Genomic DNA, 23,287 nt, shown 5'->3' on the forward strand with positions numbered 1-23,287 from the left:
TCGGCGACTCATCTCTTCGTCACAATTCCGGGAACGCGCCGACCCCGACGATGGCCCGGCTACTAGCAGCGCAAAGCGCCCGCGGGAAGATCCGTGGCCGAGGTGAGTGGCAACTCGAGGGCGATGAGCAGGTCTCGATACCGCTGCGCGAGTTGCGTCGGCGTGTTGCGGCTGTAGGCGACGATCTCCCGGTAGACCCCGTTGCCAATTCTTCTGGCGTGCTGTATCCAGCCGCCGGGTACGGCGTTGTTGGGCACCAGCGCGACTCCCAAGCCCTCCATGGCGAAGAGCAGTGCGGCCGCCACCTGTCCGGTACGCGCGACGGCGCGTGGGGTGAATCCGAGGGCGGTGGCCGTCCGGTCCACTATCTCGCTCATGCCTTGCTCGGGCTCGTAGAGAATCCAGTCGGCTGCGGCCAGTTCGTCGAGCTCCACCGAGGAACCCGTGTGCCGCCCTGCCGGGCCGACCAGCACCATCTCCTCATAACCGAGTGAGACGACGGGCCCCTCCCACAGTTCGGGCCGCGGTCCGACCGCGATGTCGCCTTGCCCGCTGCGAACCGCCTCCTCGAGAGCGCGGCGGTGCGAGAAGTCGTGCACCCGAAGGACCGCCGTCGGGAACAGGGAGTGCCACCGCACGGCGCTCGGGGGCAGGATGCCGGAGGCGATCGACCGGACGGTCAGCACATGCACGTCGCCGCTTCGCCCCTCGACTACTTGGTACACGGCATCCGCGGCTTCGCCGACAGCCCGCAACACACGCTCGGCGTGCGGCAGGAAGGCCCGTCCCGCGGGCGTGAGGGCCAGGCCATGGCGGCCCCGTTCGAGCAGTTGCGCGCCGAGTTCCTTCTCCAATAGACGCATCTGCTGCGACAGCGACGGCTGCGAGACATACAGCCGTGCCGCGGCGGCGCTGAACGATCCGCTTTCCCAGACGGCGAGAAAGTACTCCAGCTGGCGCAGTCGCATCGGAGGAGGTTACCGCCGTTGGCCGCAGACGCAGAACGAGCGCGTCATGCGACCCGATTCGCCCGACTGTCCCGGCGAGCGAGCCGGGCAAGCAAATGGTCGACTTCCGACCGCGCCCGGCTCGAGAGCACGCTGCGGGGCGCGCGCTGAGTGTCGGAGGCGAGCAGGCCGCGCCGTTGCATGACGTATTTACGCACCGCCAGGCCCACACCCGGCTGCTGTTCGTATCGCAGCAACGGCAGATGCGCGTCGAAGATGTCATGGCTTTCCTCGCAACGGCCCGCCGCGGTATGACCGACCACATCGACCAGCATCTCGGGGAAGCAGTATCCGGTCATGGCGCCGTCAGCGCCCCGCGCGGTCTCGAAATCGAGGAAGAGTCCCCCGTTGCCGCACAGGATCGACAGCCTCGGCATTTCGCCCTCGGCTTCCAACTGCCGCAGTGCGCTGATCTTCTCCAGACCCGGCCAGTCTTCATGCTTGAGCATGACGCAGTTCGGTATGGCGCGGGAGATACGCGCGATGACCGGTGCGCTCATGACAACCGAGAACGACAAGGGATAGTCCTGCACGACGAGGGGAATCGAGTCGCCGAGCGCGGCCGCGACGCCCTCGTAATAGCCGACGATCTGGTCGTCGGTGCGCAAGATGTTGGGCGGTGCGACCATGACGCCTGCCGCGCCCGCCGACATGACCTCACCGGTCAGTGCGCGCATCGCGGCGTAGCCGGGAGCGGAGACCCCTACGACGACCGGGAGTCGAGTCCTCCGCAGCACGTGCCGCACGATTCGGGTCGCCTCGTCATGAGCCAGTTTGGGCGCCTCCCCCATCTGGCCGAGCAAAGTGATCCCGGTGACGCCGACCGATTCGTAGAAATCGACCAACCGGTGCAGCGAGTCGAAGTCCACCGCTCCTTCCTCGTCGAAGGGGGTGGGCGCGATGGCGAAGACGCCCCTCGCCTCACGGGTGAGCACGGCCATTGTTGAGATCCTTTGTCGCAGTGAGTATCAGAGGCTGGGAATGAGACCGCCGTCGACGCGCACCACCGTGCCGGTGATGTACGACGCCGGAACGCTCGCCAGGAACGCCACCGTCGCCGCGTATTCGTCCGGGTCGCCGTAGCGGCCGACTGGGATGGTGGCGACGCTGTCGGCCACGACCTGTTCGACGGTTCGGCCCTCCGCTTCGGATTTGATCTGGTCGAGACGCTCGACGCGACGGGTGCCGATCCGGCCCGGCACGACGATGTTGCAGGTGACACCATCCGCGGCGACTTCCCGCGCCAGCGTCTTGGACCAGCCGAGCAATGCGGCACGGAGACTGTTCGACAGGCCGAGACCGGGAATCGGCGCGATGACCCCCGAACTGGTGCTCGTGATGACGCGGCCCCATCCGCGCGTCCGCATACCCGGGACGAGTTCGTCGCTGATGGCGATCACCGAAAGCACCATGGAACGGAAATGTTCGAGCCATATCGCGGATGGCCGGCCCAGGATCGGCGCGGGCGGCGGCCCGCCGGTGTTGTTGACCAGGATGTCCACCGGGCCGAGGGTTCGCTCGATCAGTGTGACGTTGCCTTCGATGGCATCGAGGTCGGCGATGTCCCATGCCACCGCTATGGCCCGGCCGCCGGCCGCGACAATCTTTTCGCAGCGGGATTCGGCGGCTTCGCGATGGATATCGGCCACAGCCACCTCGGCGCCCTCGGCCGCCAATTTCTCCGCGATGGCGCCACCCAGGCCACCTCCCGCGCCCAGAACCAGTGCGGTTCGACCGGCAATCTCGAGATCCAAAAGTCCACTCCTCGAACGAACGCCGATGATTCCGGCATTTCCAGATATTCCGCACCGTAACACCAGGCCACCGAATGTGCCCAATACGAATATCCGCCACACCCTATAGGGAAAACTTATACGTGCAGCATCCGGCACGATCGGCAACGGTTGTCCAACGATGACCGCCGCCGCGCCGTTGGACACGAAATAAATCGCTCACATAGCCTCCCGATGGACCATAAAACGACAACGAAAGCAATGTGATGTCCTTTCCGGAAACAATGCTCGCGGCAGTGATCGGCGAGCCGGGAATTATCAAGACCAAAACCATGCCGGTGCCCCGCCCCGGCCCGGACGACGTTCTTGTGCGGGTGCATCGGGCATCACTGTGCGGCACCGACCTCAAGGTCCGCAGCCGTCGCTTCTTCCACGGAGCCGGCCCGGCGCCGGACACCTTCATCCCCGGGCACGAGTACGCGGGCGTCGTGGCCGCGGTCGGCAGCGCCGTAGACGAGTTCGCCGTCGGCGATCGCGTCGTCACCGAGGCGCATCGGGGCTGCATGCGATGCGTGAACTGCCTGTCCGGCTCCTACACGGACTGCTTGAACTACGGTAACCACGCCAAAGGCCATCGGGTACAGGGGATGACGGTCAACGGCGGCTTCGCCGAATATGTCGTCAACCACGTCTCCACGCTGTACCGGCTTCCCGATGACATCGACTTCGACTCGGCCGTCGTGCTGACCACCGTCGGCACCGTGATGCATGCTTTCGACGCACTCGACTCGCTGCTGGTCGGCGCCGGCGTCGCGGTGATCGGTCCCGGCCCCATCGGATTGATGGCCGTCCAGGTCGCCCGCGAACTGGGAGCCGACCCGGTGATGCTCGTGGGCACCCGCAACAGCCGACTGGAGATCGGGAAGCGATTCGATGCCGACTATCTGATCAACTCCCGCGAGGAGGACGCCGTCGCCGCGGTTCGGGAGATCACCGGCGGACTCGGCCCCGACATCGTTGTGGAGTGCTCCGGGGCTGCGGGCGCCGTCGACGACGCGATCCACATGGTCAAGCGCGGCGGCAGAATCGTGTTGGCGGGATTCTTCGAACAGCCGGTGACCGCCGACCTCAATCACGCTGTCATGAACGGAATCTCGATCCATACCGTCCGCGGCGAAGGTGCACGCTCGGTAGCCAGGGCCCTGTCGCTGGCATCGCGGGGACGACTGCACACCAGCGCCCTGGTGACCCATCATTTCCCCCTGGAAGACATCGCCGAAGCTTTCGACACCTACGCGGAACGGCGAGACAACGCGATCAAGGTCATGCTCGATGTCGCCGGATGAGGCCACGTTTGCTCCGGTCCGCGAGTTGGTCGCCACCAACATGGCTGCCTGCGCGGCAGCATGGCTGGAATCGCTCGCCCCGGATCAATTGACTCGAGCGCAGTTCGACTCGCCTCTGGCTCCGGACGCGGAGGCCGAGCGGCTTCGTTGGTTCTACACCCCGACCGACCACGGTGGACTCGCGCTGCGCGACCAGACCGCACGTCAGCAGGGCTTGGCGATGCGACTGGTCGCCTCGGGACTGTCCGAGGCCGGGTACGCGACCGTCGCCACCGTGATGGGCCTGGAGAACGTCCTCGATCGGGTCGAAGGATGGCAAGTCCGCTGGGGACGGCAACGGGGCCGGGATCCCGGCCTGTACTGGCTGAGATTGTTCGGCCGACCGGGTGACCGGGTCTGGGCATGGCGCTTCGGCGGCCACCACATCTCGCTGAACAACCTCGTCATCGGCGGACGCATCGTCTCGACGACACCGTGCTTCATCGGAGCCGATCCAGCCGGCACCGCCCTGCTCGGCGGCACGCTACGGCCGCTGGGCGGGCCGGAAGAAACGGCGCGGCGCCTGGCCCGGTCACTGGACTCCGACCGATACCACACGGCATTACTGCACACCAGTGCCATATCCGACATCGTCTCCGGCAACCGACCGACGATCGCTCACGGCGACGCGATGATGCACATGCAGGATCTCTGGCGCGGCAGATTCACCGATCCGGCGCTGCGAAAGTTGGTCGACGACATCGACATGCGCGCCGAAAGCGGGAGCGGATACACCGCAGCCGACCATGCGGCCATGGCGATCTCCATTCCCCCCCGAGGTTTGTCCGCGCGCGACCTCGACCCAGAGCATCGGCATGTATTACGGCAGCTGATCAGCCTGTACACCGGTCGTGCGCCGAGCGCACTCGCCGAAGTCCACGCCGCGTACTATGCAGCCGACGACGTACTCGACGAGGTTCACTTCGGATGGGCAGGCAGCCTCGAGGCCGGGGAACCGCACTACTACCGAATCCAGGGCCCCGAGCTGCTCATCGAATACGACAACACCCAGCGCCAGGCCAACCATGCCCACTCGGTCTGGCGAGATTTGCGCTCGGATTTCGGGCTGGACAGTCTGGCCGAACATCGCCGGCGCTCCGCGCATTGAGAAGAGCAGCGGGGAATGCGGGGCAGGAACGGCGGCGGAGACCGGTCGATGGGCTCCGCCTGATCCGTTCAGCGTGACGCCAGTTCGCTGTGCCCTCAACGGTGGCCCAGCGAATTGAGCGCCTGCTGCGCGAGGACATCCATCCATGTCGCTGTCAAGGCGGCCGCATCGCGCTGCGACGTTCGCAGCATCGCCAGGACGACTCCGCCGAGCAGATCGAGAGCGGCGCTCAGATCGTGCACGTGGAAGCGCTCCGCCGACACGCCGGACCGAATGCCCGCGGCCAGACGTGATCTGACGTCCGGATCTTCGAGGATCCGGTATCTCATCGAAAGGACGATCGCGGCGATATCAGGGTGGCCGATGCCGACCTCGCCGAGCGCATGTAAGTGCGCGAGGACTATGTCGGCAGGGTCATCGATACCCGCGGCAGCGCTGTCGAGGATCCGCGCCACCTCCTCGATCACCTCGGCGATGACTGTATCGAAAAGTTCGTCTTTGCTATTGAAGTGGTTGTAAAAGGATCCGGTCGCGACACCGGCCTCCCGCGCCAGACCGGCGATGCCGATCCTCCCGGCCAGATCGCTGGCCAATGCCCACCGCCCGGAGCGGATCAGTGCCGCACGTGTGCGAAGAGCGCTGCGTGCCCGCGCGTCCAAACGACCGGTGATCGGCTGCGGCGACGGCGCGCTGGTACCCCCGTCGAGGGGCCGGCCCCGGACTGACTCCGGGCCGATCTGCTCACCGACAGCAACGCGTCCACTCATAATGGTTACAGTGTCGCCGTTATAATCGCGGCCGTCAATGGACGACCCCGCAACGCTGCCGCCCGACTCGGCGAGCGCACGAGATTCGATCGCCGCTCCACCGGCGAGGCCGCGGCCACAAGGGGGACGGCGCGACCCGCTGCTTCGACATGCGTCGACGGAGCCGTCGGCGGCTTGGCAACACCGACTAATTCGGATACGGTGTAGCCGAATTAGTTGGACCGTCGAGCGAGAGAACGCTTCCGCCCCGCGTGTCCGAGCACAGGAGAAGGCACCCGGCGGGATTCCGCGAGATCGCTCCCCTACAACCGAGCGATCTTCATCCCCAAAGGGGGTGCAGTATCAGGCAAGACAGTGAGGCGTGTGTGCTGAAGTTCCATTCGGCGATCAAGTTCGGACCGGTCAAAATTCTCGCGATCAGCGCAACGGCGATTTCGATGGGCAGCTGCTCGCTACTGCCGAACGCGGCCGACGACGCGTGGCGGGACACCACGCACATCACCGCTGATTTCGACAACATCGCCGGCATCTACGAAGGAAACCCGGTCACCGTCCTCGGACTAGAGGTCGGCAAGGTCGAGAAGGTCACCCCGAAAGGCACGTTCATCGAGGCGCGCTTGTCGATCGAACCTCAGGTGAAGATTCCGGAAGAGGCAGTGGCGGCGATTATCTCGCCGTCCATTGTCACCGATCGCCACATCGAGCTCACTCCGGTCTACACCCAGGGCGAAACTCTCTCCGACGGTGCTCACCTGCCGAAGTCGCGGACCAAGACCCCCGTCGAGTTGGACACCATGATCAAGACCATCGATCAGTTCGCGGCGGCACTGAAGCCGCAGGAAGGAGCCGAGGGGCTCGGCCCGATGTCGGGTCGGGTCCTCTACCCCATGCTCGATGGCAACGGCGCAAAGATCCGGGACACCCTCGAAGCGCTATCGGCCGCACTGAAGGTCGGTGTCGACAACAAGGACGCGGTCTCGAACATCGTCCTCAGGCTCAACGAGCTCACCACGATACTCGCCGAGAACGACCAAACGATCCGCGATTTCAGCGACCGGATGACCCAGATGTCCGGTCTGCTCGCCGAGCAATCCTCCGGTTTGCAGGCGACCCTCGACCAGCTGACCGCCTTCCTGGCCAATACCTCCGGCGCGCTCGGGCAGTACCAAGACCAACTCGCGGGCACCTTGACCGGACTTACGAACGTAACCCGCCAGCTTCGCGACAACGCCTCCGGTCTTACCGAAGTCGCCGACCTCGCACCCATGGTGCTGCAGAACATCGACAATCTCGTCGACCGCGAGAACCGTCGAGCGCGAGTTCATTTCATCGTTCCCACCGCCCTCAACGGTGAAATCATCAGCTTGTTCTGCGAGCGCATACAGATGAAGGCCGACGGCTGCCGTACCGGGAACATGCAGGACTTCGGCCCCGACTACGGTCTGACCGCCGCGCTGCTCGGACTGACGAAGTAGCGTCGCGATCCTCGCCTTCCATCAGCCATGACAGTCGATCCGGCATTGCCGAGATTCCAGCCGAGCGGTTTCATGACTGTTCTCGGAGGGCGGCTACCGGGCAGGAGTCGACGGCCGCTCTGGCAACCTTGACGTACTCGTCGGGAACATCGGCGCCCTCGAATCGGTAGATCAGTTGGGCGTCGTCATCGAGGGTGAATACAGCGGGGGCCTGTGCGGCGCATAGGCCATGACCTTCGCAGCGGGAGTAGTCGACGGAGATCTTCATCGCGAGTGCCTTCAGGCGGGAATCAATCGGAGGGGAAGGCTTTCGAAGCGATGGATGATGTTGTTGGTCGCCCATTCGCCTGGGCCGGCGATCTCGATGCGTGCGACGCGGTCGACCAGCGCACGCAGAACGGCTTGGGTTTCAAGCCGGGCCAGGCCCTGTCCGGCGCACCCGTGGGTGCCGTGCCCGAAGCCGAGTTGCCGGGCGGCGTCGCGGCGGATGTCGAACGTGTCCGCGTCTTTCCACTCGCATGGGTCTCGGTTGGCGGAGGCATAGATGACGACCACCCGCGCGTCTCTCGGGATCGTGGTGCCGGACACCGTCGTATCGCGAATCGCCTTGCGCGAGAAGGCTCGCAGTGGTGACTCGTACCGCACCACCTCGTTCACCGCGTTCGGGATCTTGGCCGGGTCCGCCCGCAGCATCTGCCACTGGTCGGGGTGGGTGGCGAAGAGATACAACGCGCTGGAGATGGCGCCGATCGTGGTGTCCAGCGACGGTGCGAGGTAATCGATCAGCAACGCCGGGCATTCCGAGTGTTGGACCTTGCCTTCATCGGCAGCCCGCAGGACCTCCTCCCCCGCACTACCGGGGAGGAGGTCTCGATCGCGGGCGATCCGCCGGGTGAAGCGCATCATCTCCGCACTCGCCGGGGCGGTCCGGATCGATCGGCCGTTGATCGGACCCAACGAGTCGAAGGTCGCACCGGCCCATCGCAGTAGGTGCTCGCGACCGTGTTGTGGCCAGCCGATCAGATCCGGTACGACCGACATCGGGAGGGCCGTCGCGAGTTCGACACCGTCGATCGCACCGCGCGAGACCGCGGCCTCGACCGCCGCCACTGCCTGCTGGTCGACCGTTGCCCGCATCGCGCGCAGCGCCCTGGGTGTGAGTCGGTGCGCCAGCAGGGCGCGCCGACGGCTGTGGTCCTCGCCGTCGCTGTTGAGGGTGGTGCCGCGGGCGAGGCGGTTGGCCACCGGATTCAACGCGACGCCCGCGCCGGAGACGAAGGTCTTGTCATCCAGCAGCACGGCTTTGCATTCCGCGTAACGAGGCAACGCGTAAGCACGCTGCTTCGCGAGCCACACCACCGGCCCCAGCTCGCGCAGCCGCGCATAGTGCGGATAAGGGTCGTGTATCGCCGCCCGGGAGTAGAGATCGGGCTCATAAGCCGGGGTCGCACTGCGATTACGCATCGAAACTCCTCCAAAACAGGACAGTCAGCGGACGGTGGCGACCGAGGCCGGCTCCGCCCGACGTCGTAGCCCGCCGGCCGCTGCGCTCGGCGCCGGGAATGCGTCGAGTCACCTGGATGCCGATGCACGTCGACAACCAGACCGATGCAGCCGCGGCCGCCAGGTCTGCCAACGAGCAGCGGTCAGCTCAGGCCGACTCCAGCGGCCGCCTCCCGGCCACTGAATTTCGCGCGGGACTTGGGCGCGCACAGCCCACGATCCCGTATGCCATCTCGCGCAGGTATCAGAGACGATGGGTGCTGCGCGTGCGATCCGCTGCGCTCGGTACCGGGTACAGTCTCTGGCACGGCATCGCTGGGTAGCTTTCGTCCACCTGCTGGTCGACCGCGGCCGCGCGCGCCCAACCACCTTCGGTGGACTCGCGGGCGAATGCGATGGCCGCCTCGCGCGAGGCGACGAAATGCAGGGGTGCACCCAGTCCGAAGTCCACCGCTAGATGCCACAGCATCGAGGCTCCAACGTTCGAACATCAGCCCTGGCCGAAATGATCGCCGTATCGCCGTCCTCGCACTCCCGGCTGGCAAGAGGGCGATTCCAGCGAAGGACGTTGCGAGTCATGCCTGCGTCTCCGGGGTATGCAGCGCAGAGGTAGCCGCCAACTCCGGGGTCATCGCGCTGAGGGCCTTCAGCGTCCGTGACGTCCGGTCGGTGGTGGCGATAGCGCCGATGTAGCCGTCGGGGCGGATCAACAGCAGCGTGGAGTCGCTCACGCCGTAGATCCGAGCGAAGGAATCGGTGATGTCGACAAGGGCCACATCGACCGCCGCCTGCTTCCCGCTGTCGATGGCGACTCGTCTCAGTTCCGCACCGGCCGCGGGCCAGGGTAGTGCTGCCAGGTCCGCGGCCGCCGCGGGACCGTAGGCCAGCGCGGTGAAGTGCGGACCGGAGAAAAGGTCGAACAGCCGCTGCGCTCCCCCCGTCGCATTCAGCAATCTCGCGTCCGGGGCACGGTCACCGACCTGTAGGGTCGCGGTCCGTTCGGCCTCGGCCGTTGTCAACGGTCCACCACGGTAATGCAGGCCGAGTTGGCGTTCGTCGTTGCCGCGTTTGATGGACGACGGGTCGAGTTTGGACAGCCCCTCGTATTTTTTGGTCGACAAGCCCAGTACACCGGCCGCGATAGGCTGCCGTTCGGCCTCGTAGCTGTCGAGGAGGCTGTCGGGCGCCCCCGCGAGCACTTGAGCGAGTTTCCAGCCGAGGTTGTAGGCGTCCTGCAGGCCGGTATTGAGTCCCTGCGCACCCGCCGGGGTGTGTACATGAGCGGCATCACCGACGAGGAGTATCCGTCCCGACCGATACTGCTGGGCCAGACGGATATTGGGGCGGAACACCGTCTTCCAACTGATCTGCGACAGGCGGATACGCGTGCTCCCGGTGTGGGCGCGGATTCGCGTGTTCAGGTCGTCGTCGTCGAGGGATGGCTGCTCGTCGGGCGCCAGCCGTATCATCCACTGGAACTGCTCGGAATGCGGCAGCGGGCACGCACCGACGAATCGACCACCAGGCCTGGGCCACACGTGCCAGCGGTCCCGGGAAAGGCCTTCCACCACGGCGTCGACGATGATCATCCGATCGGACTCGTCGGTCGAGCCCTCGAACGCGATACCCGAGCTCTTGCGGACCGCGCTGGCGCCGCCGTCGGCGCCGACGAGATAGCGGGCGGCGATCTCGTGCACGCCGCCGGGTCCGGCCACGGTCGCCACCACCGCATCCGGACGCTGCTCGAATCCGAGCAGCTCGCAGTCTGTTTCGACAGTTCCGCCGAGTCGCCGCAGCCCGGCGCGCAGCGCGGCGTCGGTGCGGAACTGGGGGATCAACCACGTGTTCGGATGTGGCACATCGGATGTCACCTCGTTACGCGACTGCATGTGCCAAGGGATGGTCACGGGGCCGGCATGGATGCCCAACGGTGGATAGGTGGCTCCTCCGGCGAGGATGTCGTCGAGGACGCCCAGGTCCTCGAGGACTTCCAGGCTGCGCGGCTGGATGCCTTTGGCCCGCGAACCGTCGAAAGCGTGCGCGGCCTTGTCGATGATCCGTATCGCCAGCCCGCGACGAGTCAGATCGATCGCCAAAGCGGTGCCGGCGGGCCCGGCGCCGACGACAAGAACGTCGACGAGTTCCGTATCAGGCGGTGTCGTCATCGCCGTACCCCATCCTTGACTCCGTGGACGAAAGCGGTGAACCTTTTGCTCATTTCGACGGGCTCCTCGTAGGGGACCATGTGCCCGCACGGCGAGAGAATGTGCGACTCGGTGGGAGCCAGCAACGCGCACACGTCCTCGTAACTGGTGATGGGTGTGACCTGGTCTTCGTCGCCCCACAGCAACATGCGCGGCACCGGTAGGTGTCCGGTACTCCGGTAGAGGTCGTGGCGGGCGGACAGCGGGAAATCGGCAAGCGTGGCCGCCAACGCATAGATCGAGCCTTCGAACTGGTAGCACTCCCGCACCATCGCCGTCAGCGCCGCGGATCGTTGCGGGTCGCGAACATTGTGCGAGAGGTGCCGGTCGAGCATTCTGCTGCCCAGAATTCGGGCCAGGACGGTCCCCAACCACTCGTGGCGCAGCAGCCGTGCGGCGGCAGGTTCGGGCTGTAAGCCAGCCGGGCCCGCCAAGGTCAATGTCGCCAGTCGGTCGGTCTGCTGTGCGGCGAAGGCCATGGCGACCAGCGCCCCCATCGAGGTTCCGACGAGGTGGTAGGGCTCGTGAAGTCCCAGTCGTTCGGTCAGATCGGTCAGTTGCCGCACGAACAGTGATTCGTCGTAGGCAGCTCGCACACGCTCGGAGTAACCGCGTCCGTAGGCGCTGTAGGTGAGGGTGCGAAATCCGCGCCGCAAGAGTTCGGCGGCAAGGTCGTCCCAGTAGAACAGGGGGATGGTCAGCCCACCCACGAAGACGACAGTCTCAGCTCCGATGGGTCCGGTCAGCTCGTAGTGGGTGACTCCGTCGCGGCATCGGAGGAAGTCACCGCGCAGTCCGGCGCGGCTGTTCTGGTTCAAGCGGCGGGTTTCGCCGCGGGCCACGAAGTACTTCATCGCAGGCCTTCCGTCCGCGAGGTCGGCTCCGTGGTCAAGAAGTCGAGGACCGCGCCTGCCACCCATCCCGGGTCTTCGTCGGGAAGCAGGTGCCCGCCGCCAGGGTGCACCCGTTCGCGGGAGCCCGGGATGTCACGGGTGAAATGCTGACCGTCGATCGACGCGCTGCGCAGTACCAACGTGGGCGCGGTGATGGCCGGGATCTCGGCGGTGCGGTCGATCTGGTCGGTATTGGCGAAGTCGATGAATGCCTGCTGGTTACCCGGCCGGGTCAGCATGGCGTGCACCCGGTCGACCATCGCGTCGTCCACCACCGACGACCGCGACCCCACCGCCGAGCGCAGATTGCGTGCGGTGGCCGCGCGAGACGACAAGCGCCGCAGCAGCACCCGACCGATAGGGTTCCTCGCCAGACGCAGCGCCAGCGGAAGCGATTTACCCGGATAGCCCGTGGCATTGATCAAAACCAGACGATCCACCCGTCCCGGGTAATCCAGAGCAAAGTTCCAGGCGATGTTGCCACCCAGCGAATTGCCCACCAGCGAAGCCTTCGGTACCCCCAGCGAGTCCAAGAATGTGGCGACAGTTCTGGCGAACGTTTGCACCTTGTAGTCGCGGTCTGTGCGCGGCCCTGTAAGGCCGAACCCGGGCAGGTCCAGTCGGATCACGTCGAAGGACGAGGACAACGCCGAGGCCACCTCGTCGAAGCAGTGCAGTGATGAGCCGCTGCCATGGAGCAGCAGCACGGAGGGCCCCGCACCAGCCCGCTTGTAGTGGAGCTTGTGGCCCTCGACGAGCGCGAAGCGCGAATCAGGGTCGATGTAGTCATCGACGGCTACTCGTCTACTCATAATGGCAACAGTGTTGCCTATAATCTTTCCTGGGTCAACCCCTAGCGGCAACGACGTGGCCGATATTATGGTGGTCGGATGCGCCGGTCCGCCGGTACGAGAGAATGAGGTTGTGACCGCCTCCGATTCAGATACCGCCGAGACTCCGGCACGCCGCTCCCCCGGCCGCCCACGGGTGCCGTTCGACCGCATCGTGGCCACCGCGACGCGCATCGTCGACGAGGAAGGGCCCGACGCCTTGTCGATGCGCACCCTGGCCCAACGTCTCGACACCGGCACGGCGGTGCTGTACCGGGCCGTCGCCAATCGCGCCGAGCTCATCGGCCACGTGGTCGACCGGGTGCTCGGCGAGGTGGAGATCGAGGACAACGCACCCGAGGGCGACTGGCAGCGCGCGTGCGCGGCCGCCGCCGAAGCCATGTTCTCGACCCTGCACCGGCATCGCGGTGTCGCACCCCTGCTCATCGAGCAGGTACCGACCGGCCCCAACGCGCTGATGTTGCGTGAGCGGATCTTGGCGATGTTGCTCGCCAACGACTTCTCCCCCGAACGCGCGGCTTTGGTGTACACCACCGTGGCCCGCTATGTCATCGGGTTCGCCGCCCAGCTACAGGGCCACAACACCGAAGCCAATATCGAGCCGGCCGACCTCACCGCTCTGTATCGCCGGCTCGATCCTGCGCAGTTCCCCGCAACGGTCGCCGTCGCCGACTGCCTACCCACGCAGACTTTGGAAGACGAGTTTCGCTTCGGTCTGCGATTGCTCGTCGCAGGCCTTGTGGACCTGCACGCCACAGGAAGGGACTCGACTGGCTCACACTGACGCGAGTGCTCGTTTCCGCGTTCGAACGTCAGGCCCGAGTCAGCAGTGCTCGCCGACAGATAGGCTCGGCAGCAAGCCCGCAACGACCCCCGAAGACGCCGAGAACCGCTGCGATGCCAGAGTCGACGAGGTGCGTCCATGCTCTCCGCCTCGAGATCGCGCGACGGCGGCGCCCCTGCGTCGGATCAGCGAGGCCGATTCGCGGGTACAGGCTGTCGCGCAGGGCGCATCAGCCCTGCGCGTATACGCAGCATGCCGGGCGCCCGGCCGTTCGCCGCTGGTCGTGCGAGTGCAGCCTAACGCTGGCGGCAACCGGTTAGGAGGACGTCTGCCGTGCCGGAGCGGCGCACGATACCGGCCGCCGAACGATGTAGGTGCTCGAGCACGTCCTCCACATCTACGCCGACCAGTCGGCCGCCCCGTTTGACCATCCACCCGTCGACGATGACCGTGTCGACGTTGCTTGTGTCCATCAACTGGACGATGGCGCCGGGTGCGTGGTTGATCGGGCCCGCGTTGAGCGTACGTGCGTTCAAGACGATGACGTCGGCTCGTTTGCCCGGGGTGAGCGAGCCGACGAGATGGTCGAGATGAGCCGCCTGGGCTCCGCCGAGCGTCGCCATCCGAAGGATGTCGCGGGTCGATACCGGCGACATCGCTTCCGACGCTTCATCCACCATTGGCGGGATTCCGCTTCGCTGCAGCACGTACGCCGCGCGCATCTGCGAGAAGAAGTCCACGGGCGCAATGCTGACGGCGTCCGTGCCGAAACTCACCGCAATTCCGTGGTCGAGTGCGGCTTGCAGCGCAGGCCGTCCCATCGCGAGGGACTGTTCGGCGACGGCCGAGACCGATACCTTGCCACCGGTACGCTCGATCACCCGCCACGCCGAATCCTCCAGGCCGAGGCAATGGATGTAGGTGATCCATGGCCCGAGGAGCCCTTGCGTCTCGAACTCCTCGAGTGCACGCCCCCAGTTGACATCGTTGACATGCGCGAAGACGGGCAGCTGTAGTTCCTTGGCGAGTTGGAACAGGTCTTCATCGACGTGATAGCCCAACGCCATGCGAACAAGGTCTCCATCCCCTGTAGCGACGGTCTGTTGCAGGCGATGAATGTCTTCCGGATGGGCGTACGACGGCGAGGGTTCATGGTCACCGAAACACGGCGAGAAACTGAAAACGCAACGGATGCCGGAGCGGCGGATGCCGTCCAGCGCCGCGTCGGTGTGTTCGGGAGTGTAGGAGCATTGCGAGGTATCGACGACGGTCGTGGTGCCCGCTGCCAGATTCTCCAAAGCCCCGCCGAACTCACCCCAGTACACGTCCTCGGGCGTGTACTGATGGAACAGCCCGTCGGCGCCGAAGCGTGACTGCAGGAAATAGTCGGAGTCGAGCGCATCCGACCAGTACGACCTCAAGGCGGTCTGGAACATGTGATGGTGTGAGTTCACGAACCCGGGAAGGACAATCTTCCCTTCGCACTCGACCACTGTGACGCCGTCGGCGACCAGATCCATTCCGACACTTGCAATCCTGCCGTCTTCGATGAGCACATCGGCGCGTTCGTAATCGCCGAGATCGGCATCCATGGTGAGAACGATCCCGCCACGCAACAGCAGTCGATTCCCGGTTGTCATCGCTTGTCCACCCCCCTCGCCAGATCCCAGCCGCTATTGGTAGCGCCCGAAGCCCAACGCCGACGACCAGGCGTGCCGTACGGCAAGCGGTGTAGCGATAGCGTGCGGCCGTCCAAAAGTTCTCCTTCAGTTCGCGTTACGGCAGAGCACTCGCGTGAGGCTCCACGGCCCCTCAGCCGAGTCGTGCGTCGGCCGAAGAAAGGGCGAGGCAGTTCGCGGCGGCAACGGAGGTCATCCACGCCGACCAGCGCCGGCGGGCTACCCCGACCGGACAGCTGATGCGGCGACTCGCCGACACGACACCTCGGCCTCCGGTCGTCCTCGCGAGCGCAGGCCAACTATATCGGCAACAGCGTTACCGATACAAGTACCGGCGATGAGAACAGTTCGGCGCGAACGAGGAAGTCGACCACAACCGCCGCTCACGATCGTCGAGGTCGCCCGCCCACGCAGTCCTCGCCCGAACCGGGTGGCAACTTCGCCCGGCGGCCACATCGAGGGCACCTTGCACTGCTACAGAAGCGCCTCGGCCTTCCTCAGGGACTTGTCGAGCGCGCCGACCAGCGATCGCTTGAACATGCCCCCCATCGGTCCGTCGATCATTCCCCCCTCGATATTCGCCGTCATGGCGACAGTCGTGCCCCCCGACTCGGCCCGAAGATCGACGGCCAAGGCCAGCTTGACGCCGGCCCTGGTGGTTCCGACCAGCACGAGGGAGTGCGGCTCCACGACATCCTCGACCGTCCAATCGATGGAGATCGGCATATTCATGACCGTCGCAGCCGCCGTCACCGCATCACCTCTGGTGACCCGATTCGGGACGTCACTCTTCCACGCCTTGTGAATCGCCAGCCATTCACTCCAGCGGGGCAAATTGCAGAGGATCGCCCAGACCTCCTCCGGTCGCGCCCCGTATCTGGCGTTCACTTCGACAGTACGCATGCCGATCACCCTCTCCTCGGGCCGAGATTATCGGCAACATCGTTGCCGTTATAACTGTACGGTTGAGAGGGTAGCGGACACACCGTCGTCGGCGCGATGCGAGGGAGCGACAGGGTGGATGCGCGATGACCGCACCATCCACGTCCCACAGCTCCGATCACCCCACGGTCTCGGCCTGCCGGCAGTAGGACCGAGGGTCGGCCGCGCCGAGCCGGCATGTCGACGAGGCTCCGCCCTGCTGCTTGCAGACGGCCATATAGGTCACTAGTTTCATAGTCAGTTTTTTGAATACTCATGAATGCTTCTTCGGCCGTCCGGAGTCGCCCATGCGCCACGAAAGGTCCCCTATGGGTCACTACAAGAGCAACGTCCGCGACCTCGAGTTCAACATGTTCGAGGTCCTGGGTCTCGATGCAATCCTTCGATCCGGCAGCTTCGCGGGATTGGATTCGGACACGGTCCGCTCCATGCTCGTCGAGGCCACGCGACAAGCCGAGGGTCCGGTCGCCGCTTCTTTCGCCGATGCCGACCGCAATCCGCCGATCTTCGATCCGGACACGCATTCGGTCGCGCTACCGGACGCCTTCAAGAAGTCGGTGCGGACCTGGCAGGACGCGGAGTGGTTCCTCCTTGGACTGCCCGAAGAACTCGGGGGAACTCCGGCGCCGTGGATGGTGACTTGGGCGATCAACGAGCTGCTGCTCGGCGCCAATCCCGCTGTCTTCTTCTACATGCTGGGGCCCGTGATGGCCGACGTGCTGTTCCGGGTCGGTAATGACGAGCAGCGACGTTGGGCGAAGATCGCGATCGATCGACTGTGGGGCGGGACTATGGTGCTCACCGAGCCGGACGCAGGCTCCGACGTCGGGGCCGGCCGCACGAAGGCGGTGAAGCAAGACGACGGCAGCTGGCACATCGAAGGCGTGAAGCGGTTCATCACCGGAGCCGAATCGGACGATCTGGCGGAGAACATCTTCCACCTCGTTCTCGCTCGGCCGGAGGGAGCGGGGCCGGGCACGAAGGGTTTGAGCTTGTTCTTCGTGCCGAAATTTCATTTCGACTCGCACACAGGCGAGCTGGGCGCCCGCAACGGAGTGTTCGTCACCGATATCGAGCACAAGATGGGTTTGAAGGCGTCCGCCACATGCGAACTCACCTTCGGCGGCCACGGCGTTCCGGCGAAGGGCTGGCTGGTCGGTGACGTACACGACGGGATCGCCCAGATGTTCAAAGTGATCGAGAACGCGCGAATGTCGGTGGGAACGAAGGCGATCGCTACATTGTCCACCGGCTATCTCAACGCGCTCGAGTACGCGAAAAGCCGAGTGCAAGGCCCTGACTTGACCCAGATGACCGACAAGACCGCCCCGCGCGTGGCGATCCTCCGCCATCCCGACGTACGTCGCAGCTTGATGATGCAGAAGGCGTACGCCGAGGGGCTACGCGCTGTTTACATGTATGCCGCCGCACACCAAGACCCCGCCAGCGCCGCGCAGGTGTCCGGCGTCGGCGCCGACCTTGCTCGCCGGGTCAACGATCTGCTGCTGCCAGTCGTCAAAGGCGTCGGCTCCGAACGTGCGTACCAGCTTCTGACCGACTCGCTGCAGACTTTCGGCGGTTCCGGTTTCCTGCAGGACTACCCGATCGAACAGTACATCCGCGACTCCAAGATCGACTCGTTGTACGAGGGCACCACCGCTATACAGTCCCTGGATTTCTTCTTCCGCAAGATCGCCCGCGACCAGGGCGTCGCCATGACCCATCTGCTGGGCGGGATCTCCGACTTCCTCGAACGGGACAACGGTGACGCACGCCTGAGCGATCTGCGCATTGTCCTGGCAACAGCACTCGGTGACGTACAGGCTATGAACCAAACCCTGTTCGGCTACCTGATGGCCGCCCAGGAACAGCCGAGCGAGCTGTACAAGATCGGACTGGCGTCGGTGCGCTTCTTGATGGCATTCGGCGACCTCATGATCGGATGGCGACTGCTGGAGCAAGCCGAAGTCGCGCTCGCCGCTCTCTCTGGCGCACCATCCTCCAAGGATCGCGACTTCTACGAGGGCAAAGTGGCGGTTGCCGACTTCTTCGCCAGAACTGTCCTGCCGGATCTGACTTCCGCGAGGCGATTCGTGGCATCTGTGACGGCAACGCTGATGGACCTGTCCGACGGCGCCTTCTGAGACCGGACGAAGACGATCCCCCTTCGGTCGAACCACCAAGGTTCGCAATCGCGATCTGATACGGGCCGATCCGTTCGGCCTACTCCGATCTCCTGTCTGCCGCGGCCGTTCCCCCTACCGTGCGCCCGCTGATCGCCGGTCGCGACCCGTGCGATACGGCATTTCCAGGTAGTCGCCGGTCTCGGGGTGCAGCGCCCAGATCCGGGAGATTGCACGGGGATCGCGGCGCGGCACGAACCGGGCCAGCGGCTGGCGGCGGGGATCAACGCACGCACATCCGCGTAGTACTGCACGTGGTCGACGGTGAACCCGCTGCGCGACAAGCTCCGGCGGATCACCGGCAGGAAGTCGACCAGGAACGCCGTCTCGTCTGTTCGGGGCCGACGCCCGCCACTGCTCTCCACCTGCCGGCAACGCCACGGAGCCACCCTCACCGAGACCAAGTGCGACCTCGACCACCGTCGAGACAGCGGCGCGCAGGGGTCGGGGAGCATCCACCAGAGCAGTCACGCTATGGCCGAGGGAGCGCCGTGGACAGGCTCGGCTCAGCGCGGGCGCACCACGTTCTGGGGGAACTGCCCCTGCACGTTGCCGGGCGGGTTGTAGAGGGCGACGACGGCAGTCCAGCCGCCCTCTGAGGCGTACCCGATACCGAGTCGGGTGCTGGCCTTCCACACGACCTGCGTGAAATGCCCGGTCCGCATGCTGAATCCGGGGTTGTTGAAGTCGTATTCTTTGATCTCGTCGTACCACATCTTCGTGCCCATCTGGACAAGGGAGACGGCGTCGTAGGTGCTCTGCCCTCCGACGAGGTTCTCCCCGGCTCCGTTCTTGTAGGGGCAGCTGTGGTCGATCGTGCGTTTTTGGGCGTAGTACTTCGCGCATTGGTCGGCCAGGTTGTTCAGGTTCTGGGTCAAGGTCATGGCCGGGGAACCGTGCTTGGCCCGGTACTGGTTGTGCAGGGTGAGCCCGGTCTGCGCGTAATCGCTCTGCCCGGCGGCCGGCCCGCCGCCGGCGACGAACGCGGCGAGCATCACCGCGGCAACAACCGATACCAACCGACCGACACGCATGACGACCTCCCGAGGCAGAGTGGGCACAACAGAAGCGAACCACGCAGACCCTGAAACTCCCACAGACCGTGGAAGTTTCGGGATCAGGTGAGCCTACCGGGTCGCGCTGCGAGCGTGATCTGCTCAGAAGTCTCATGGCGCGCAGGATTCAGCGGAAGTCGTTTGCGTGAGCCACTGCCCATTGATGAAAGGTGCGAGGGGGATGGCCTGTCACTTCTTCGACCGTGGGATAGATCTGGGACTCGTCGAGCGTCCGGTCACTGTAGAAGCTGAAGAAGGCGTGGACGTATTCCTCCGGCATGTGTGCGCTCATGTCGGCACGGGCCTGCTCGTCGGTGAGCGGATGGAAGCGCAGATCGCGCCCGAGCACCTGCGCGAGAACCGCCAGCCGCTCGGCCGGCAAAAGCCGTTGCGGGCCGCTCAGCTTGTGAATGCGTTCCTCGTGTCCGGAATCGAGCAGTGCCCGCACCGCGACGGCCGCGATGTCGTAGGGGTCGACGGAGGCGATGGGCACCTCAGCGAAGCCATCTCGCACGTCGTCACCGGACCGCAGTTGGGGCAGCCAGCGCAGTGCGTTGGACATGAAGGCGTTGGGACGCAGGAAAGTCCAGGCCAGACCGGACTCCCGCACGGCGGTTTCGGAGCGGATCATGAACTCGGAGACAGCGTTTCGGGTGTCGGTGGCGACCGTGGCCAGACTCGACAGCAACACGACCCGTTTCACTCCTGCCGACCGCATTGTGGCGAGCAGGCCCGGCATGTCGCGGTAGCCGGGCAGGAGGAACACCGCATCGACACCGTCGACGGCGGCGGCGAGCGAGGTCGGCTCGTTCAAATCGCCGACGGCCTGCTCGACCGGCAGGTCGGTCTGCTCGCGTACCAGCGCGCGGACCGGTTGCTGTTCCCGGAGGAGTGCTTGGACGACTTCGCCGCCGACGTTGCCGGTGGCGCCTGTGACGAGAATCAACGAAGGGTCCTTCCGAAGTGTGCGGCGGCGGTGTCTGTGGCCAGCGTGACTTGGGGGTCCTGGTCGTAGAAGTCGAACTGGCTGCCCTGGGTCCACAGGATGTCCTTGCGGCCGGCGAGTCCGGCGTGGAAGCGGCGGGCGCCGTCGGGGATCGCGGCGTCCTCGCTGTGCACGAGCAGGGTGGGTTGGGTGATCCGGGGTGCCAACGCGATGGAATCGAAGGTGAGCCAGTCCCGCCAGGCGAGGACAGCGAAGCGGTTGGGCCAGACGGGGATTCCGCCGCGAGCCGCGTTGAGGTAGAAGTCGATGTCGTAGGGCATGGCTGCGCGTGGGTCGGTCGTGCTGACCACGGGGACGTAGTCGATCTCGCCGGTCTCCTCGAAGTGCGCCAGGGCCTGTTCGGCGATCTGGATCTTCTCGGCGACGGCGTCCGCGCCACCGTAGACGGCCTCGCAGATGGCCGCGTCGTGCAGCCACGGTGCGATCAGGGCGAGCGATCCGATACGCGGGTCGCGGGCGGCGTTGCCTGCCATGTACATCGCGGCAGCGCAGATTCCCAGCGCTCCCAGACGGTGGGAGTCGATCGACGGCTGTGCGGCCAGGAATGTCGTGGCGTGGTGGATGTCGTCGATCTTGCGTGCCGGGTTCTCCACCTCGCGCGGCGTGCCACTGGATTCGCCGAAGCCGGCGAAGTCGAACGACAGCGCGGCGTACCCGCGGTCGGCGAGGTGTTCGGCGTAGCGGTCGGCCATGAGCTCTTTGACACTGGTCCAGGTCCCAGCCACGACGATTCCGGGGACTGGGTCGTCGCTGTCGGGGAGGAACAATGTGCCGATGAGGGTGGCATCCCCGCTGGGGAAGCCGACCCTGTGTCGAGTCGTCACGAATGCCTTTCGGGCGAACAAGGACGCAGCGCACGGTCGCGCGCGGGCGTCGGTTGCTATCGAGGTTGCACATGTGCCGGTCAGTGTGTGGATCGGCTGGAGGCACGTTCCATCAGCTTCTCGTTGCCGTCACCCCAGCGTGCGTGCATCACCACGCCGGTGATCCGCCAGTTGTCGCCGACACGTCGCAGGTCGAATCGGTACGTGCCGCCGAGCGTCCACAACGAGTCGCCGTATTCGGTGGCCAAACGGTGCGTGGCCTGGAACTGCGCAGTGCACACCGCGGTGTCATCGATGATGCTGACCAGCGAGTTGCCGAGTAGGTGCTGAGTGGAGTCGAAGCCGCCGAGTACCCGAGACCAGCCTTCGACGATCTGTTCCGGTGAGAGCGTCGAGGGTTCCCCGCCGTTGAGGCTCGTGTAGTCCAGATGCACCTCATCGGCGAACACAGTCTCGAGCAGATCCCACTCACGGTGGTCGGTGTGCCAGGCCATCCGCGTGCACAGGTCCATCACGGCCTGGCGATCGGCCAGCCGCCGCATCTCTGCCCCGACGGATTCGTCGATCATGCTCATCGTGCGACTCCTGTCGGCCGCACACCTGCGGTTGGCGGAGCAGCAGCCTTCACCGGTCTATGGTCATTCCGAATACTTCTCATCCTGTTCTTTCCGACTCGTCTCGGGCAGGTCGGGCCTTGGGCGGACGCCCATGCTGCCGGTTCGAAGGTGTGGCGCTGCCCCACGAAGATCTTGGCGACGCCGGCGCCGAGAAGGAAACAGCGATCTCCTGTGACGGCGCACAACGAATCGTTGTGACAGCTAGGGTGATGCCGTGAGCGAGCTCGATCTTCGGCATCTGCGTTCGTTTCTGGCCGTGGCGCAGGAGCGGTCCATCACACGCGCCGGAGTGGCGCTGCACCTGACACAGCAAGCGGTGTCGACGCATGTGCAACAGCTGGAACGTTCGCTGGGGGTGTCGTTGTTGGTGCGCACCTCACGGGGGGTTCTCCTCACTCCAGCCGGTGAGGAACTCGCGCTCGGCGCGGCGGCGGTCGTCGACGACCTCAGCCGCCTGGTTCAACGAGTGCGCGCAGTCGCCGACGCCCAAACCGGCACTCTCCGTCTGGCCTGCTGCCCAGCAGCTACCGCGCTGTTCGCTGTCGCCGTGGCCGATGCGCTCGAGTCCATGGTTCCCGGGTTGCGGGTGACGTTGAGCAGTGCCCAACACCCCAAGCACGAACTCGAACTACTGCAGACCGGTCGCGCCGACGCGGCTTTCATGTGGTTGCCGATCGCCGACGTCGGTCTGCACCACGCGACGGTGCGCCGAGATCCCCGAACTGTGGCGCTGTCGCCGCGGCATGCTCTGGCACACCGCACGAGCGTGACGCTCGCCGACATCGCCGAGGATCCTGTCCTGCGTCCGGACATCCTCACCTCCGAACAAGCACAACGGTTCTGGACCGCCGACCCGAGACCCGACAGCCGCTCAGCTCCCCTCGGCCCGGTTGTGCCCACCGTCGAAGACTGCCTGCTCGAGGTCGGCCGTAACCGCGGTATCTGGATCGCGCCCAAGCCGCTCGGCGCCGCGATGCCCATCGGCGACCTGCGCTGGGTCCAGCTCACCGACGCCGAACCCTTCGACCTGGCTGTCGTATGGAACGATCAGGCACCCGAGCCCCTGATCACGCGGCTGATAGCCGAGGTCCGTGCCGCCGTCGGTAACGATCGGCGACAGGATGCCGCATAGGCCGGGCTTTACTTACGCGCCAAAGTTGGAAGCCTGAATCGGAGTCCAGCGGCAACGCGGAATCGGTGGCGAGCAGATAGAAGTCCTCGTCGTTGGCGATGAATCCGTGACCGATGAAGGGATTCACAGCGTCGCCTTC

Annotated in this window: 22 protein-coding genes and 1 pseudogene; 6 read left to right on the plus strand and 17 right to left on the minus strand. The window is 65.4% G+C overall.

All coding sequences use genetic code 11. From position 1 onward, the window contains the following. Positions 1–62: 62 nt before the first annotated feature. From ACH49X_RS20235 to ACH49X_RS20245, 3 genes are read right to left on the minus strand one after another with little or no spacing between them, the layout of a single operon-like run. Complete coding sequence (locus ACH49X_RS20235; RefSeq protein WP_195081376.1) at positions 63–968, minus strand: LysR substrate-binding domain-containing protein; 906 nt, start codon at positions 966–968, stop codon at positions 63–65. A gap of 44 nt (positions 969–1,012) precedes the next feature. Continuing rightward, entirely contained in the window at positions 1,013–1,948 is a 936-nt protein-coding gene (locus ACH49X_RS20240) for a dihydrodipicolinate synthase family protein (RefSeq protein WP_357205953.1), read from the minus strand. A gap of 27 nt (positions 1,949–1,975) precedes the next feature. Then, on the minus strand, positions 1,976–2,947 hold the full coding sequence (locus ACH49X_RS20245; RefSeq protein ID WP_323124243.1) for an SDR family oxidoreductase: 972 nt from the start codon (positions 2,945–2,947) through the stop codon (positions 1,976–1,978). A 59-nt stretch (positions 2,948–3,006) separates the two neighbouring features. Here ACH49X_RS20245 and ACH49X_RS20250 point away from each other — a divergent pair, with 59 nt between their 5' ends. Further along, a complete protein-coding gene (locus ACH49X_RS20250) occupies positions 3,007–4,086 on the plus strand; it encodes a zinc-binding dehydrogenase (protein WP_357205956.1) in 1,080 nt (359 codons plus the stop codon). After that, a complete protein-coding gene (locus ACH49X_RS20255) occupies positions 4,073–5,233 on the plus strand; it encodes a DUF3500 domain-containing protein (RefSeq protein WP_323124244.1) in 1,161 nt (386 codons plus the stop codon). The genes ACH49X_RS20250 and ACH49X_RS20255 overlap by 14 nt, the downstream gene beginning before the upstream one ends. Positions 5,234–5,328: 95 nt before the next feature. On the opposite strand, the gene ACH49X_RS20260 is transcribed toward ACH49X_RS20255, so the two are convergent. Continuing rightward, positions 5,329–5,826: a TetR/AcrR family transcriptional regulator gene (locus tag ACH49X_RS20260; RefSeq protein ID WP_357205959.1), complete on the minus strand. Its 498-nt coding sequence runs from the start codon at positions 5,824–5,826 to the stop codon at positions 5,329–5,331. 611 nt (positions 5,827–6,437) lie between these two features. On the opposite strand from ACH49X_RS20260, the gene ACH49X_RS20265 reads away from it, so the two are divergent. Further along, positions 6,438–7,475, plus strand: coding sequence for an MlaD family protein (locus ACH49X_RS20265; RefSeq protein ID WP_195081441.1), 1,038 nt, complete (start codon positions 6,438–6,440; stop codon positions 7,473–7,475). A 70-nt stretch (positions 7,476–7,545) separates the two neighbouring features. On the opposite strand, the gene ACH49X_RS20270 is transcribed toward ACH49X_RS20265, so the two are convergent. The 6 genes from ACH49X_RS20270 to ACH49X_RS20295 all read right to left on the minus strand — a co-directional run bounded on the left by ACH49X_RS20270 (position 7,546) and on the right by ACH49X_RS20295 (position 12,887). Then, positions 7,546–7,743: a ferredoxin gene (locus tag ACH49X_RS20270; protein ID WP_195081372.1), complete on the minus strand. Its 198-nt coding sequence runs from the start codon at positions 7,741–7,743 to the stop codon at positions 7,546–7,548. Positions 7,744–7,754: 11 nt separating this feature from the next. Further along, complete coding sequence (locus tag ACH49X_RS20275) at positions 7,755–8,939, minus strand: cytochrome P450 (RefSeq protein WP_195081371.1); 1,185 nt, start codon at positions 8,937–8,939, stop codon at positions 7,755–7,757. Positions 8,940–9,222: 283 nt separating this feature from the next. Beyond that, entirely contained in the window at positions 9,223–9,447 is a 225-nt protein-coding gene (locus ACH49X_RS20280; RefSeq protein WP_357205963.1) for a hypothetical protein, read from the minus strand. A gap of 106 nt (positions 9,448–9,553) precedes the next feature. Further along, a complete protein-coding gene (locus ACH49X_RS20285; protein ID WP_323124246.1) occupies positions 9,554–11,233 on the minus strand; it encodes an FAD-dependent oxidoreductase in 1,680 nt (559 codons plus the stop codon). Continuing rightward, positions 11,140–12,036 carry an alpha/beta fold hydrolase gene (locus ACH49X_RS20290; RefSeq protein WP_195081370.1) on the minus strand — a complete coding sequence of 299 codons (897 nt, stop codon included), beginning with the start codon at positions 12,034–12,036 and terminating at the stop codon, positions 11,140–11,142. Before ACH49X_RS20290 ends, ACH49X_RS20285 begins: the two co-directional genes overlap by 94 nt. Then, positions 12,033–12,887 (minus strand): alpha/beta fold hydrolase, encoded by an 855-nt coding sequence (locus tag ACH49X_RS20295; protein ID WP_195081369.1) that lies wholly within the window; start codon positions 12,885–12,887, stop codon positions 12,033–12,035. The genes ACH49X_RS20290 and ACH49X_RS20295 overlap by 4 nt, the downstream gene beginning before the upstream one ends. Before the next feature lies 1 nt (position 12,888). Between ACH49X_RS20295 and ACH49X_RS20300 the strand changes: the two genes are divergently transcribed. Further along, complete coding sequence (locus ACH49X_RS20300; protein ID WP_357205966.1) at positions 12,889–13,710, plus strand: TetR/AcrR family transcriptional regulator C-terminal domain-containing protein; 822 nt, start codon at positions 12,889–12,891, stop codon at positions 13,708–13,710. Between the two features lie 296 nt (positions 13,711–14,006). On the opposite strand, the gene ACH49X_RS20305 is transcribed toward ACH49X_RS20300, so the two are convergent. Beyond that, on the minus strand, positions 14,007–15,350 hold the full coding sequence (locus tag ACH49X_RS20305) for an amidohydrolase family protein (RefSeq protein ID WP_324722396.1): 1,344 nt from the start codon (positions 15,348–15,350) through the stop codon (positions 14,007–14,009). 513 nt (positions 15,351–15,863) lie between these two features. After that, positions 15,864–16,292, minus strand: a complete 429-nt coding sequence (locus ACH49X_RS20310) for an SRPBCC family protein (RefSeq protein ID WP_357105292.1) — start codon at positions 16,290–16,292, stop codon at positions 15,864–15,866. 347 nt (positions 16,293–16,639) lie between these two features. On the opposite strand from ACH49X_RS20310, the gene ACH49X_RS20315 reads away from it, so the two are divergent. Continuing rightward, positions 16,640–18,475 (plus strand): acyl-CoA dehydrogenase, encoded by a 1,836-nt coding sequence (locus ACH49X_RS20315; RefSeq protein ID WP_357205969.1) that lies wholly within the window; start codon positions 16,640–16,642, stop codon positions 18,473–18,475. 147 nt (positions 18,476–18,622) lie between these two features. Here the strand turns inward: ACH49X_RS20315 and ACH49X_RS20320 are convergent. The 5 genes and pseudogenes from ACH49X_RS20320 to ACH49X_RS20340 form a co-directional block, all read right to left on the minus strand. Next, positions 18,623–18,849: pseudogene (locus ACH49X_RS20320) on the minus strand (Mu transposase C-terminal domain-containing protein); the annotation flags it as partial. Between the two features lie 171 nt (positions 18,850–19,020). After that, positions 19,021–19,548, minus strand: coding sequence for a CAP family protein (locus ACH49X_RS20325; RefSeq protein WP_357105286.1), 528 nt, complete (start codon positions 19,546–19,548; stop codon positions 19,021–19,023). 148 nt (positions 19,549–19,696) lie between these two features. Further along, positions 19,697–20,515 (minus strand): NAD(P)H-binding protein, encoded by an 819-nt coding sequence (locus tag ACH49X_RS20330; RefSeq protein WP_357105283.1) that lies wholly within the window; start codon positions 20,513–20,515, stop codon positions 19,697–19,699. Then, on the minus strand, positions 20,512–21,399 hold the full coding sequence (locus ACH49X_RS20335; RefSeq protein WP_357205972.1) for an alpha/beta fold hydrolase: 888 nt from the start codon (positions 21,397–21,399) through the stop codon (positions 20,512–20,514). Before ACH49X_RS20335 ends, ACH49X_RS20330 begins: the two co-directional genes overlap by 4 nt. An 80-nt stretch (positions 21,400–21,479) precedes the next feature. Next, a complete protein-coding gene (locus tag ACH49X_RS20340) occupies positions 21,480–21,974 on the minus strand; it encodes a nuclear transport factor 2 family protein (RefSeq protein WP_323124249.1) in 495 nt (164 codons plus the stop codon). 256 nt (positions 21,975–22,230) lie between these two features. Between ACH49X_RS20340 and ACH49X_RS20345 the strand changes: the two genes are divergently transcribed. Beyond that, positions 22,231–23,148 carry a LysR family transcriptional regulator gene (locus tag ACH49X_RS20345; protein ID WP_357205975.1) on the plus strand — a complete coding sequence of 306 codons (918 nt, stop codon included), beginning with the start codon at positions 22,231–22,233 and terminating at the stop codon, positions 23,146–23,148. Positions 23,149–23,287 lie beyond the last annotated feature (139 nt).

It is taken from the genome of Nocardia sp. NPDC019323, assembly GCF_044389845.1.
GTDB classification, from domain to species: Bacteria; Actinomycetota; Actinomycetes; order Mycobacteriales; family Mycobacteriaceae; genus Nocardia; species Nocardia implantans.

What these genes read in the sequence shown, in the direction of transcription:
- ACH49X_RS20325 (WP_357105286.1), bottom strand. Translation starts at nt 19,548, where the DNA reads ATGCGTGTCGGTCGGTTGGTATCGGTTGTTGCCGCGGTGATGCTCGCC.
- ACH49X_RS20240 (WP_357205953.1), bottom strand. Translation starts at nt 1,948, where the DNA reads ATGGCCGTGCTCACCCGTGAGGCGAGGGGCGTCTTCGCCATCGCGCCC.
- ACH49X_RS20310 (WP_357105292.1), bottom strand. Translation starts at nt 16,292, where the DNA reads ATGCGTACTGTCGAAGTGAACGCCAGATACGGGGCGCGACCGGAGGAG.
- ACH49X_RS20305 (WP_324722396.1), bottom strand. Translation starts at nt 15,350, where the DNA reads ATGACAACCGGGAATCGACTGCTGTTGCGTGGCGGGATCGTTCTCACC.
- ACH49X_RS20250 (WP_357205956.1), top strand. Translation starts at nt 3,007, where the DNA reads ATGTCCTTTCCGGAAACAATGCTCGCGGCAGTGATCGGCGAGCCGGGA.
- ACH49X_RS20315 (WP_357205969.1), top strand. Translation starts at nt 16,640, where the DNA reads ATGGGTCACTACAAGAGCAACGTCCGCGACCTCGAGTTCAACATGTTC.
- ACH49X_RS20295 (WP_195081369.1), bottom strand. Translation starts at nt 12,887, where the DNA reads ATGAGTAGACGAGTAGCCGTCGATGACTACATCGACCCTGATTCGCGC.
- ACH49X_RS20300 (WP_357205966.1), top strand. Translation starts at nt 12,889, where the DNA reads ATGGCAACAGTGTTGCCTATAATCTTTCCTGGGTCAACCCCTAGCGGC.
- ACH49X_RS20235 (WP_195081376.1), bottom strand. Translation starts at nt 968, where the DNA reads ATGCGACTGCGCCAGCTGGAGTACTTTCTCGCCGTCTGGGAAAGCGGA.
- ACH49X_RS20275 (WP_195081371.1), bottom strand. Translation starts at nt 8,939, where the DNA reads ATGCGTAATCGCAGTGCGACCCCGGCTTATGAGCCCGATCTCTACTCC.
- ACH49X_RS20290 (WP_195081370.1), bottom strand. Translation starts at nt 12,036, where the DNA reads ATGAAGTACTTCGTGGCCCGCGGCGAAACCCGCCGCTTGAACCAGAAC.
- ACH49X_RS20270 (WP_195081372.1), bottom strand. Translation starts at nt 7,743, where the DNA reads ATGAAGATCTCCGTCGACTACTCCCGCTGCGAAGGTCATGGCCTATGC.
- ACH49X_RS20340 (WP_323124249.1), bottom strand. Translation starts at nt 21,974, where the DNA reads ATGAGCATGATCGACGAATCCGTCGGGGCAGAGATGCGGCGGCTGGCC.
- ACH49X_RS20280 (WP_357205963.1), bottom strand. Translation starts at nt 9,447, where the DNA reads ATGCTGTGGCATCTAGCGGTGGACTTCGGACTGGGTGCACCCCTGCAT.
- ACH49X_RS20265 (WP_195081441.1), top strand. Translation starts at nt 6,438, where the DNA reads ATGGGCAGCTGCTCGCTACTGCCGAACGCGGCCGACGACGCGTGGCGG.
- ACH49X_RS20255 (WP_323124244.1), top strand. Translation starts at nt 4,073, where the DNA reads ATGTCGCCGGATGAGGCCACGTTTGCTCCGGTCCGCGAGTTGGTCGCC.